This is a genomic window from Collinsella sp. HCP28S3_E12 (genome assembly GCF_052065595.1).
Taxonomy (GTDB): Bacteria; Actinomycetota; Coriobacteriia; order Coriobacteriales; family Coriobacteriaceae; genus Collinsella.
The window spans coordinates 78,773-90,396 of the sequence record NZ_JBQHTS010000009.1 but is presented as its reverse complement, the minus strand read 5'-3'; the positions used below and the strand labels follow the sequence as shown (position 1 = coordinate 90,396).

At 60.1% G+C, this 11,624-nt stretch carries 10 protein-coding genes; 3 read left to right on the top strand and 7 right to left on the bottom strand.

Going from position 1 to position 11,624, the window contains the following annotated elements; all coding sequences use genetic code 11:
• Window positions 1-130: 130 nt before the first annotated feature.
• On the bottom strand, window positions 131-907 hold the full coding sequence (locus tag ACTNBY_RS05240; protein WP_441063678.1) for a radical SAM protein: 777 nt from the start codon (window positions 905-907) through the stop codon (window positions 131-133).
• A gap of 236 nt (window positions 908-1,143) precedes the next feature.
• Here ACTNBY_RS05240 and ACTNBY_RS05235 point away from each other — a divergent pair, with 236 nt between their 5' ends.
• Both ACTNBY_RS05235 and ACTNBY_RS05230 read left to right on the top strand, forming a co-directional pair.
• Window positions 1,144-1,941, top strand: coding sequence for an alpha/beta fold hydrolase (locus tag ACTNBY_RS05235; RefSeq protein WP_441063677.1), 798 nt, complete (start codon window positions 1,144-1,146; stop codon window positions 1,939-1,941).
• Window positions 1,942-2,152: 211 nt separating this feature from the next.
• Window positions 2,153-4,033 carry a diguanylate cyclase gene (locus tag ACTNBY_RS05230; protein ID WP_441063676.1) on the top strand — a complete coding sequence of 627 codons (1,881 nt, stop codon included), beginning with the start codon at window positions 2,153-2,155 and terminating at the stop codon, window positions 4,031-4,033.
• Window positions 4,034-4,104: 71 nt separating this feature from the next.
• On the opposite strand, the gene ACTNBY_RS05225 is transcribed toward ACTNBY_RS05230, so the two are convergent.
• The 6 genes from ACTNBY_RS05225 to ACTNBY_RS05200 form a co-directional block, all read right to left on the bottom strand.
• On the bottom strand, window positions 4,105-4,914 hold the full coding sequence (locus tag ACTNBY_RS05225) for a gamma-glutamyl-gamma-aminobutyrate hydrolase family protein (protein WP_427793644.1): 810 nt from the start codon (window positions 4,912-4,914) through the stop codon (window positions 4,105-4,107).
• Window positions 4,915-5,001: 87 nt separating this feature from the next.
• Window positions 5,002-5,766 carry an amino acid ABC transporter ATP-binding protein gene (locus tag ACTNBY_RS05220; protein ID WP_117840240.1) on the bottom strand — a complete coding sequence of 255 codons (765 nt, stop codon included), beginning with the start codon at window positions 5,764-5,766 and terminating at the stop codon, window positions 5,002-5,004.
• 36 nt (window positions 5,767-5,802) lie between these two features.
• Complete coding sequence (locus ACTNBY_RS05215; RefSeq protein ID WP_373094275.1) at window positions 5,803-6,636, bottom strand: amino acid ABC transporter permease; 834 nt, start codon at window positions 6,634-6,636, stop codon at window positions 5,803-5,805.
• Window positions 6,633-7,292, bottom strand: a complete 660-nt coding sequence (locus tag ACTNBY_RS05210) for an amino acid ABC transporter permease (protein WP_154514877.1) — start codon at window positions 7,290-7,292, stop codon at window positions 6,633-6,635. The genes ACTNBY_RS05215 and ACTNBY_RS05210 overlap by 4 nt, the downstream gene beginning before the upstream one ends.
• Before the next feature lie 138 nt (window positions 7,293-7,430).
• Complete coding sequence (locus tag ACTNBY_RS05205) at window positions 7,431-8,426, bottom strand: glutamate ABC transporter substrate-binding protein (protein WP_441032898.1); 996 nt, start codon at window positions 8,424-8,426, stop codon at window positions 7,431-7,433.
• A 650-nt stretch (window positions 8,427-9,076) separates the two neighbouring features.
• Window positions 9,077-10,858 (bottom strand): 1-deoxy-D-xylulose-5-phosphate synthase, encoded by a 1,782-nt coding sequence (locus ACTNBY_RS05200; RefSeq protein ID WP_441063675.1) that lies wholly within the window; start codon window positions 10,856-10,858, stop codon window positions 9,077-9,079.
• A 227-nt stretch (window positions 10,859-11,085) separates the two neighbouring features.
• Here ACTNBY_RS05200 and ACTNBY_RS05195 point away from each other — a divergent pair, with 227 nt between their 5' ends.
• Window positions 11,086-11,622, top strand: coding sequence for an HD domain-containing protein (locus ACTNBY_RS05195; protein ID WP_441063673.1), 537 nt, complete (start codon window positions 11,086-11,088; stop codon window positions 11,620-11,622).
• Window positions 11,623-11,624: the final 2 nt, after the last annotated feature.

Below are 11,624 nucleotides of genomic sequence, written 5' to 3'. Positions count from 1 at the left end.
GGCGCCAGGTTAAACTGAAGGGACTGACCCCGGAGGAGTTCCGGAGACAGTCCCTTGCGGCGTAGTTCTTATTTAAGCCGTCCAGGTTTTGGGGTGCAGTTCAAATTAGCTGCTCTTGGGCAGACGGGTGCTAGTAACTCACCTGGCAGGGGATGCCGAGGGCGCGCACGCGTGTGGCAATCGCGTCGAGCGCCTCGGGAGCCGCTTTAGCAAGGCCGGCGACTGGTGTCTCGCGCGCCACCGTGTAGATGGTCGCCTCCTGCGGACGAATGCGCTCAAGCGCCGCGAGCCAGGGGGCAACGTACTCCTCGCCGGTGTTGTCGATGGGCTTGCCCTGATACTCACCGGTCAAAAAGATCGTCTGAATGATAACGTGACCGTCAAAGCTCGCGAACGTCTCGATCTGGTGCTCGACGTCGTAGGGACCAACGGGCTGGTCGAGCAGCTGGATAAATGCCGGATCGACCGTATCGAGCTTGAGGATGTTGTCGTCGACCATCATGAGCGCATCATGCACCTGGGGACGGTCGGCGCGCGTGCCGTTGGAAAGCACGGCAATCTTGGTGTTCGGGGCCAACTGGTCGCGAAGCGCGACAGCGCCGGCAATAGCCTGCGGGAACTCCGGTGCGGCGGTGGGCTCGCCGTTGCCGGCAAACGTGATTACATCGGGCAGCTCACCCTCGACCGTCATCTCGCGTAGTTTGGCTTCGAGTGCGTCGAGCACCACGGCAGCCGTGTTGTGTGGCTCGTGGCAGGGGCGTTCGGCGTTGAGTCCGTTTTCGCAGTAAATGCAGTCAAAGGTGCAAATCTTGCCGCTGGCAGGCATCATGTTGACGCCGAGCGAGAGTCCAAGGCGTCGGCTGCGGACGGGCCCAAAGATGGGGCTGGCATTCAAAAACGTAGACATAGGCATATGCTCCTCGGGACAGTTGCACTTAAGCATAGCATTGGCCCCCGTGCCAATCGCGGGTCTGGACACTGTTGTCTAAGCCGAAACTGTGCAGTCTGGTGAGTTTTCGGAACCCTATCATGAAAGGGTGCGAGTCGGGTACAGTAAACGCACTTAAGTATGCGCAACATGGCGCCAGACTATCCAAGTCGCACCTCGGTGCGGCCTGATGGCGTTGACGATAGGATCACAACATGGATTTTACGGTCGAAAATGCGGGCACCACGATTGCCTGCCGCGAGTATGCCGGCCCGGATGTATCGTCCGATGCGCCCGCCTTGGTGTGCGTGCACGGTGCGTGCGTCGACGGCACATTTTTTGACGGCATCGCCCACGAGCTCACCCGTGACTATCGCCTCATTGCCTATGACCGTCGTGGTTGCGGCGAGAGCGACGATGCGGCAGACGGACGCTACGATCTGGCAGTTCAGGCTGCCGACCTGCGAGCTGTTATCCAACATGCCGGCGCCCCGGCAAATGTCCTCGCGCACAGTGCCGGTACGCTGGTGGCCCTGGAGCTTCTCCGTGCAAACCCCGCCATAATCTCGCGTGCGATTCTGCATGAACCTGCCGTGACGGATGAGGGCGCCGGCCTGGGCGCGGCCCCGGTTTTGCTCGAGATGATCGCTGCGGGAAAGGTCTCCAGGGCGTTACGGGCCTTCCTTGGCGCCATCGGCGATTCGGACCCTGAGGCCCCCAAGTTAACCGAGGCAGAAGCCAAGCATGCCCTGCGCAACGGCCGCAGTTTCATGGCAAACGAATACGGGATTACTATGACCTGCGTTCCCGATTGGGATAGCGTTCGCGCGTCGAAAACGGTGGCCGCCGTGCTCTTGGGTGAACTCTCGATTGGCACGCCCCGCGAGGCGGGCACGAGGATGGCGGCTGAGCTTTTGGACTGTCCACTCGTAATGGTTCCCGGCGCGCACAACGGCCTGCGCGATCGCCCGGCAGCGGCTGCCCAGACTGTTCGTGGCATCCTGGGGCTCTAGCGCTTGCAATAGCCGAAACAGCCTTCACCCGCAAACGTTTCGGCCGTGTTAACAAATGTGCTCAAAACCTCACGTCTGCGGCTTCAATCGCGTCGCCTGCCAACTCATAAAAATGTAACAGCATTCACGTGCTTACCTGCATCGGCAAGGTGTTACCCTTGTAACAATTGGAACCCATCGCTACCATGCGAAACTATCGAAAGGGCCCCATATGCTCAATAGTCACGAGGCCAATCTAACCGACGAGGAGGCTGCCGCTGAGGTCGCCCGCGTCGCGAAGACCTACCCCGTGGTGCGCCTGCTTTCTGCCGAACAGATTAAGAGCGAGCCTAACTGCCTACTCGCCGGCGACCGCTGCCCTTGTCTGCGTCAGTCGAGTCTTGAGGCCTTGGAAGACTCCGATGAGGTATCGGAGCAACTGCTCAACGATGGTGTTGAGTACCGCGCCCGTCTGCGCCCTCTAAAGGTCGAGGGCGAGCCTCGCGTCCTGCTGATGGTGCGTCCGATTGATGAGCAAGAGGCCACAGAAGAGGACCTTGCCTACACCGACGTGCTGACGAGTGTGCGCAATCGCCGATATTACGAGGAAAAGCTCCGCAACGCCCGCATGAATGCCGGCGTTGCGGTGATCGACCTTGATGATTTTAGGGTCGTCAATGATACGTGTGGCCGTCATGCCGGCGACCTTGCGCTCGGTGCTGTGGCGACAGCCATACGCAGCGGAATTCGTTCGACTGACGAGCTTGTGCGCTATGGCTGCGACAAGTTTGTGGTCGTCATGCCCAATATTCCCTCCGATGACTTCACCCGTCGCCTGCATCAGGTATCCGATGCCGTTCATGCCACGATTATTCCGGGCCATGAGTACGTGAGCTTGACGGCATGTGTTGGTGGCGTTCGCATTCATGGCGAGACGGTCGATGAGGGCGTTGGCCGCGCTGTCCAGTTACTGAGCCACGCTAAGACAAAAGCCGGTACGGTCGTGACCGATGCCGATTCCATCGAGGCCTTCCAAAGCCAAAAGCCCCTGGTGCTGATTGCCGACGATTCCAAAGTGAGCCGGTCCATCCTCGGTGAGATGCTCAAGGACGACTATCGCATTCTAGAAGCCGATAGCGGTCGCGCCACGCTCGATGCGGTTGACCGTTATGGTGGCGACCTGTCCCTCGTGCTGCTCGATATTGTCATGTCGGACATGAGCGGCTGTGAGGTGCTGGCCGAGCTTTCGCGTCAGGCAGCCCTCGATAGCCTACCTGTTATTGTGATCTCGAGCGAAGACACCGACGACGTGGTGTTACGTGCTTACGATTTGGGCGCCTCGGACTATATCAGTCGCCCGTTCGATGACCGCATTGTGCGTCGTCGCGTCAACAATATTATTCGACTGTATGCCAAACAGCGTCGTCTGATGAGTCTGCTGTCGCAGCAGTACAATGCGCGCGTCAATAACAGCCGTATACTCGTCGACATCATGGCGAGCGTCATGGAAGTCCGTAATGGCGAAAGCGGCAGGCATGTCACGCATATCGAGAAGTTGACTGAGCTGCTGCTTGGCGACTTGGCGCGACGGAGCGACAAGTACTCTCTTGGCAACGAGGAGCGTTCTTCGATTGCGTTGGCGTCGGCGCTGCACGATATCGGCAAGATGTCGATCGACGATGCGATTCTCAACAAGCCCGGACGTCTGACGCCCGAAGAGTTTGAAATAATGAAGACGCATACTACCATTGGCGCCGACATGCTGCGCAATCTGGGCAGAAACCATGAAGGAAGTGCCCTTTTGGACTATGCGTACCAAATCGCCCGCTGGCATCATGAACGTTGGGATGGTACGGGCTATCCTGACGGTCTTAAGGGCGACGATATCCCCATTGCCGCTCAGGTGGTCTCGGTGGCCGATGTGTACGATGCGTTGACGAGCGTGCGTGTGTACAAGGACGCCATTTCGCAAGAAGAGGCGATTCGGATGATTCTGGACGGTGAGTGCGGCGCTTTCAATCCGCTGCTTATCGAGTGTCTGCTCGAAGTGCGCGATCGCATTGCCGAGACGCTGGAGCGCCCTGCGGACGTTGTCGCGTTCCCTTCGGTTTAAGCTAGGCAAAGGGGCGCCCCGTCGGACCATGTGGCCGGCGGGGCGTCCTTATCTGTTGTGCGGTTCGCGAACTAGCGGGCCTGCTTTACCTTGGCCGCCGCCTCGACAAACGACTTCCACAGGTTAAAGTCGGTCTCGAGCGTCTGCCAGGTGTACTCGGGATGCCATTGCACACCCAGGCAGAAAGGCTGGCCTTCGACCTCGATGCACTCGGGAACGCCGTCGGTTGCCTTGGCGACCAAGCGCGTGCTCTTACCCAGACGCTCGACGCAGCAGTGGTGTGCGGAGTTGGTCTGGATCAGCCTGTGCCCGCCAACCGCGCGCTCCAGAAGCGAGCCCGGCACGACCTCGACGGGATGCACGGGGTCGTTGAGCACGTGGGTATGGCGCCACTGCGTGCGGCCCTCGCGCGCGCCCAGGCTCGGTACGTCCATGCACAGGGTGCCGCCAGTGGCGACGTTGAGCAGCTGCGTGCCGCGGCAGGTGGTAAAGAGCGGCTTTTTGGCGCGGAGCACCTCGTCGACCAGCTTAAACTCAAAGCTATCGCGGATCTCGCAGCAGAGGGTGGGGTCGTAGGGTCGATCATCGCCCCAACGTTTGGGATTGACATCGGGGCCGCCGGGAATAGCGATGCCGTCGGCGATATCGACGTAATGACGGATGACCTCAATGTCCTCGGTGATGGACATCTGCAGCGGCAGGCCGCCGGCGGCAAGGATGGCATCGACAAAAACACTGGCGATTTCCTCGTTGGGGGAGAGCGTCTCGCTCAAAAACGGCTTTGCCTCTTCCCAACGCGGCGCCACCAGGATGAGCGGACGGTCGGAGGGGGCAACGTCGACGTGCGGGGTATAGGACGAGGAAGTACGTGTTCCGATCATGGATGCTGCTTTCGAATCTGAAGGTGACAGGGCGCATGAGAGACGTGGGACAACACTTTCAATGGATTTGTCCCACGGGGTTGCTGGTTAGTGGCCCTTGATGGAGTTGAGGAAGTCCTGGGCGCGCTTGGTCTGGGGGTGGTCGAAGAACTCGTCGGGCGTGCCGGTTTCCACGATTTGGCCGTCGGCCATAAACACGACGCGGTCGGCCACGCGGCGGGCAAAGTTCATCTCGTGCGTAATGACGATCATCGTCATGCCCTGCTGGGCCAGACGGACCATGACCTCGAGCACCTCGTTGATCATCTCGGGGTCAAGGGCGCTCGTGGGCTCATCAAAAAGCATGGCCTTGGGTTGCATGGCAAGCGAGCGGGCGATGGCTACGCGCTGCTGCTGGCCGCCCGAGAGCTGTGCGGGCACCTTATCGGCCTGTTCGGCAACGCCCACGCGGCCCAGCAGGTCCATGGCGCGCTCGCGAGCCTCGTCCTTGGAGACGCCCAGCACGTCGACCGGTCCCAGCATGACGTTCTGCAGCACGGTCATATGTGCGAACAGGTTGAACTGCTGAAACACCATGCCCAGCTCGGCACGCATACGGGCAAGGTCCTTGCCTTCCTGCGGCAGAGGCTCGCCCTCGATGAGGATCTCGCCCGAGTCGATGGTTTCCAAGCGGTTGATGGTTCGGCACATGGTCGACTTGCCCGAGCCCGAGGGGCCGATCACGACGACGACCTCGCCGCGGTCGACCGAGAGATTGATGTCGTTGAGGACGTGCAGATCGCCATAGTGCTTATCGACGTGCTTGAGCTCGATCAGCGGCTGATTGCCGGTGGAAGAGGTGCTCTGTGCCATGGTGCTCGGCTCCTTATGACTGGAAATGGTAAAGCGTTAGCGGATGATGGTCGCGCCGGTCTTGTGCGAAACGTAGACAGCGGCCTTGTTGATCGCGACGTTGATGAGGATGTAGATGACCGCGATTACCAGGTAGACCGACACGAGGGCGTCGTAGTTGGTAATGAGCACGCGGGCATTTTGCATGAGGTCGGGGTAGCTCACCACGTAGGCGACGGTGGTGTCTTTGACTACGACCACAAGCTGCGAAATCAACGACGGAATGATAAACCGAATCGCCTGCGGCAGCACGATTTTAAAGGTGATTTTAGCTTTGGAGAGACCGAGCGCTTGGGCTGCCTCGACCTGCCCGCGCGGCACGGCGTTGACGCCCGCGCGAAAGATCTCGGCCAGCACGCCGGCTGCAGCGAGCGCGACGGGGAGCGTGAGCATCCAAAACGACGGCAGCGCAATTTTGTACTGAGGCAGCACCAAAAAGAAGAAGTAGATGAACAGCAGGCTCGGTACGCCGCGGAAGAAATCGGTGAGCACGCGGCAGACCAGCTGCAGCGGCTTAATGTCGCTGGTGCGGCCGAGCATAAGGGCTAGGCCCAACACCAGCGCGATGGCGCCAGCGGTGAGTGCGACTTTAACGGTGCCCTCAAAGCCGGCAAGCAGGAACTTCCAGGTGGTGAGGTGCGTAAAGAAATACCAATAGTGGACCGAAAGCTGACCGGTCACATAAAAGCGCTGCAACACGAGGACGGCGAGCGCGGCGACGGCAACAAGCGAGATAGCGGTGCCGATGCGAATCTTGGCGCGCATCTTGGGGCCGGGGGCCTCGTAGAGCGCATCGCGCATGGTGAGCGCGGAGGTGGAATGCTTGCTCATCGGAGGATCCTCACCTTCTTATCGATGTAGTTGCCAATGTGGCTCACCACAAAGGCCGTGCCCAGGTAGCCGAGCGCCGAGATAAAGAACGCGGCGACGCCGCCGAGCGAGCGCGTGTTGATGTAGCTCACCACGCCGGTGAGCTCCTGCGGTTGAAGCGGTACCTGGCTGCCGAGTGCGGTGGTGAGCATGACGGCGATAAAGAGGTTGGTCATGGGCAGCACGCTCGAGCGCAGCGCCTGCGGAATCACGATCTTGGCGAGGATACGGCTGAAGCTCATGCCGAGCGAGCGCGCGGCTTCCACCTGGCCGACGCCGACGGTGTTGATGCCGCTCATAAAGTTCTCGGAGCCAAAGGCCGAGCCCAAAAGGACCGTGGCGACGATAACGCAGGTGCGGTAGGGCAGGACGACCTTGAGCGGCGGCAGCGCATAGACGACGATGATAAGCAGCGCGATGCCGGGGATGTTACGGAAGACCTGAACATACAGGTCGCCAAAAATGCGCAGCGGCTTGAGCGGCGACACGCGCATCACGGTGACGGCGACGGCCAGCACCATGGCGATAGCAAACGACTCAAGCGTCATGCCCCAGGTTGCTAGCAGCGCGTCGATATAGTTCTGGCCATAGAGCGACCAGAGCTCGGAGAGACTCATGCGGACCTCCCGCCGATAAGGAAAGGGGCTCCCGTGTGTACGGAAGCCCCGACAACTCAGTGTGGAAACAGTTTAGCGCAATAAAGCGCATCGTGCGTTTCCGTATGGTTTCGTAGCGGCCGTTACTGGGCTCGCTGTCTAGGCGCCGATCTCGGGCAGCTCGGGAACGTTGGTGTCGCCCGTGCGATCGCCGATGCAGATCTGCCACAGCTCGGTCCAGGTGCCATCGTCCTCGATCTTCTTAAGGAAGTCGTTGACAAAGGCGACGCCGTCGGAATCGAGCGGCAGGCCGATGCCGTAGGGCTCTTTGCTGCCGAAGGGCTTGCCGGCGATCTTGTACTTACCGGGCTCGCGGACCAGGGCGCTCTGCTGCATGTTGTTGTCGATGACGTAGGCGTCAACGCGGCCCTGCTGAAGTGCCTGACGGGCCTCCTCGTCGGTCTTGAACTCCTGCTGGCTGGCCTTGGGGGCGAACTCCTCCAGGATGGCGGGGCCGTTGGAGCCGGACTGGACGGCGACGTTCTTGTCGGCCAGGTCGTCGACGCTCTTGATGTCGTCGTTGTCGGCGAGCACCAGGATGGCCTGCTGGGTGTAGTAGTAGGGGCCGGCAAAGGAGACAAGCTTCTTGCGCTCATCGGTAATGGTGTAGGTGGCAAAGACGGCGTCGACCTGGCCGTTCTGCAGGACGGACTCACGCGTGTCCGAGGTCACCTGGGTGATCTCGACCTTGTTCTCGCCCAGAATGTAGTTGGACAGGAGCTGCGCGATGCCGGCGTCGAAGCCACGGGTCTTGCCGTCCTTCTCGTTGAGGAGGGAGAAGAGCGTGGAGGTCTGAACGCCACCGATCTTAAAGACGCCGGCGTCCTTGACGGCCGTGGCCCAGGTGCTGGCGGCGATGGCGTCATCATCGGCCTTGGGGCCGTTGTCGATGAGCTTGTCGAATGCCTTGGCATCGAGCGTGGTGGAAGCCTCGGTGTCCTCGGGGCTCTTGGAGGAGCCGGCGGCGGAACCCTTGTCGGCCTCGGCGCTGGTGTCGGAGCAGCCGGCAAGACCAAGGCCGGCGACGGTTGCAAAGGTGGCGGCGATGAAGCCGCGACGGTCGAAAACGACCTGCTGGGAGAGGTTCTTGCTCATGGTAGAACACCTTTCTCAATAAAATCCCTAGCGGTTGAATAGAGTTATACCCTATCGCGCTCAAATGGGTCAACACGAAATAACTCAGAAACATACTTACCTTATGGGTAATTCTACCTACCAAAAAGGGACAGGTTTATTTTGGCAGGTTTTATCTGGGCAAACGTCAGTTATTGCAGCTGAGATAGCGTTTTGCAGACGGCATGGTCGCTCGCGGCGGTCGCTATAATGGCGGCAACGCGACATATATAAGTAAGGAGATCGCGTATGAACGGCTATTCGTTTTTCGCGCCGACCATGACTTAAAACTACCACAAAGGGGACGGGCACCTTTGTGGTAGTTCTTGCAGATGTGGCGGCTTGCCTCGCTGTTTTGTCTCGATCTGTAACATCTGCAGCCATTTTTGCCGAGTAACTGTTACAGATTGAGATTTTCTCTTTAGGGGGACTTGAGTGTCTCGATCTGTAACATCTGGACGGACAAAAGGTCTCTATCTGTTACAGATTGAGACAAACAACAGGGGCAAAGACGGTTTGTCTAGATCTGTAACAAATTGGGCGAGGATTTGCCCTCTAGGTGTTACAGATCGAGACAATTGAGTTGGGAAAATAAAAACCTCCGCAGGGGTGCTTCCCTTGCGGAGGTTTTTCTACTCGTTCAGCAGGCGTACTGCTTCGGCGGCCATGTTCTCGACCGTTATGCCGTTCTGAGCAAGCAACTCGTTGGGGTCGTAGCGGTCGGGAAAGCCCTTGGCGATGCCAAAGGTGCGCGTGCGCACGGGCGTGCAGGACAAGTAGCACGCGACGCGCTCGCCCCAGCCACCGTCCAAGATGCCGTCCTCGAGGGTGACGACAACGCGATGCTCGGCGGCAAGGCCATCGAGAGACTCGCGGTCAAGCTCGGTTGCAAAGCGCGGGTTGACGAGCGTGGCCTCTATGCCGTATTCGGCAGCCAAGCGGTTTGTCACGCGCTCGCCCAGCTCAAAGAAATCGCCAAGCGCGAGCACGGCAACGTCGCGGCCCTGACGCACCACGTCGTAGCGAACGGCGCTGTAGTCGGTGTCCTCGGCGGGCGCCAAATCGGGGCGGCTAACCAGGCCAATGCCCGGAACGCGGATCGCCACGGGATGCTCGCGGTGGTCGAGCGACCAGCTCAGCATGGACAGGTATTCCTCCATGCAGGCCGGTGCCAGATAGCGCATGTTGGGAAGTCCGCCCAGCATGGATATATCAAAGAACGAGAGGTGCGTCTCGGATGTGGTGCCAAAGATTGACGCGCCAAACACCAGGATGGTTGCGGGGGTGTCGTTGAGGCACAGGTCGTGCCACAGCTCGTCGTAGGCGCGCTGCAAAAACGTGCCGTACACACCAAAGACTGGCTTGGCGCCCGAGCGCGCAAGCGCGGTGGCAAAGGTCACGGCGTGCTCCTCGGCAATGCCCACATCGACGAACTGTTTGCCGGCCGCGGCGCGAAGCTCGGGTGTAAAGCCCATGATGTAGGGCGTGGCGGCCGTGATGCCCACGACCCGCGGATCGCGCTCGATGGCGGCGCTGAGTGCCTCGCCCGTAATGTCGGCATAGGTGCGCGGCGCAGGCTCGCTCGGATGGCCCGGGCAGAGCTTGCGCCCGGTTGCCATGTCAAACGGACCCACATGGTGCCAGCGCTCGGGGTCGCTCTGGGCCGGCTCAAAGCCCTTGCCCTTGGCGGTGGAGACGTGCAGCACGATGGGATGATCGATATTGCGTAGTTCCTGCAGCGCGTCGACGAGGGCTAACACATCGTTACCGGCGTCCAGATAGCGGTAGTCGAGCCCCATCGCGCGGAAAACGTTGCGCTCACAGGCGCCGTTGCTGGCGCGCAGCTCGGCCAGATTGCGATACAGGCCGCCATGGTTTTCGGCGATGGACTGGTCGTTATCGTTGACGATGATGACCAAGTTGCTGTCGAGCTCGGCGGCATTGTTGAGGCCCTCAAACGCCAGGCCGCCCGAAAGCGAGCCGTCGCCAATAACGGTAATGACGTTATACGTGTCGCCCGCCAGGTCACGAGCGTGCGCAAGGCCGCAGCCCAGGCTCACCGACGTGGAGGTATGGCCCATGGCAAACAGGTCGTGCTCGGACTCGTCGGGATTGGCAAAGCCAGAAGCCTCACCATAACGCTCCGGATCGATATAGGTGTACGCGCGCCCCGTCAGCGCCTTGTGGGCGTAGGTCTGGTGCGAAACGTCAAAGACAATCTTGTCGATGGGGGAGTTAAACACGCGATGAAGCGCAACCGTAAGCTCAACGACGCCCAGGTTGGGGGCAACGTGCCCACCGACGGCGGCGGAGCTTTCGAGGATTGCCTGGCGGATCTCGCCGCAGAGCAGCGGAAGCTCGGCGCGGTCGAGAGCCTTGACGTCCTCGGGCGTTGTCGTTTGCGTAAGCAGCATCGTTGTGGGTTACTCCATGCGAATCGAGCGCCGGCGCTCCCTCGGCCGGCACAATTGCACAAAACAGTCTCGCACATTTTGGCGTTTGATATGTGACGGCGGCGCGGTAATTCGCCAACTGGTGGGGCAAAACGTTTTGTCCGATGCCATACTGATAGATTCGATGATGATTTATTCAATGCGTGCAGGCTGTGGCTTGTCGCCGTGAGTCGCTGGAAGGAGGCAGCATGTCCGATGTCGTTCGTGCCGAGAAAATCGCGCACGAGGTCGACTATGCCGCCCGTCAACTGGCGCAGGCGGGCCGCTTGGACCTGACGCGCGAGTTTATCCAGCATGGCGATGTGACGGTCTATGCACATGTGACTTCGGTAGCGCGGGCGAGCCTGTCCTTTGCCGAGCGCTTGGGCCGTGTCGGTATCTCGGTCGACCGCGCCTCGTTGCTGCGCGGAGCCCTGCTGCACGATTACTTTCTCTACGATTGGCACGATCCCGATCCGAGCCATCGGCTGCATGGCTTTCGGCATCCGTTTTTTGCCCTAGCCCGTGCGGAGGAAGATTTTGAGCTGACGTCGCGCGAGCGGAATATTATCGTGCGGCATATGTTTCCGCTGGTGCCGGTGCCGCCGACGTGTCGTGAGGCATGGATTGTGTGCCTGGCGGATAAATGGTGTGCTCTGCGTGAGACGGTCGCCGGCCGTCTGCCGCGCAAGGACGAGGCAGACGATGGCGTGAGTGAAGAATCGAGCGAAAAGAGGAGAGGGTAGAC

Bases quoted from the DNA above. Each gene is read 5' to 3' on its own strand.
- ACTNBY_RS05240 (WP_441063678.1), bottom strand. From the start codon at position 907: ATGTCTACGTTTTTGAATGCCAGCCCCATCTTTGGGCCCGTCCGCAGC.
- ACTNBY_RS05235 (WP_441063677.1), top strand. From the start codon at position 1,144: ATGGATTTTACGGTCGAAAATGCGGGCACCACGATTGCCTGCCGCGAG.
- ACTNBY_RS05230 (WP_441063676.1), top strand. From the start codon at position 2,153: ATGCTCAATAGTCACGAGGCCAATCTAACCGACGAGGAGGCTGCCGCT.
- ACTNBY_RS05225 (WP_427793644.1), bottom strand. From the start codon at position 4,914: ATGATCGGAACACGTACTTCCTCGTCCTATACCCCGCACGTCGACGTT.
- ACTNBY_RS05220 (WP_117840240.1), bottom strand. From the start codon at position 5,766: ATGGCACAGAGCACCTCTTCCACCGGCAATCAGCCGCTGATCGAGCTC.
- ACTNBY_RS05215 (WP_373094275.1), bottom strand. From the start codon at position 6,636: ATGAGCAAGCATTCCACCTCCGCGCTCACCATGCGCGATGCGCTCTAC.
- ACTNBY_RS05210 (WP_154514877.1), bottom strand. From the start codon at position 7,292: ATGAGTCTCTCCGAGCTCTGGTCGCTCTATGGCCAGAACTATATCGAC.
- ACTNBY_RS05205 (WP_441032898.1), bottom strand. From the start codon at position 8,426: ATGAGCAAGAACCTCTCCCAGCAGGTCGTTTTCGACCGTCGCGGCTTC.
- ACTNBY_RS05200 (WP_441063675.1), bottom strand. From the start codon at position 10,858: ATGCTGCTTACGCAAACGACAACGCCCGAGGACGTCAAGGCTCTCGAC.
- ACTNBY_RS05195 (WP_441063673.1), top strand. From the start codon at position 11,086: ATGTCCGATGTCGTTCGTGCCGAGAAAATCGCGCACGAGGTCGACTAT.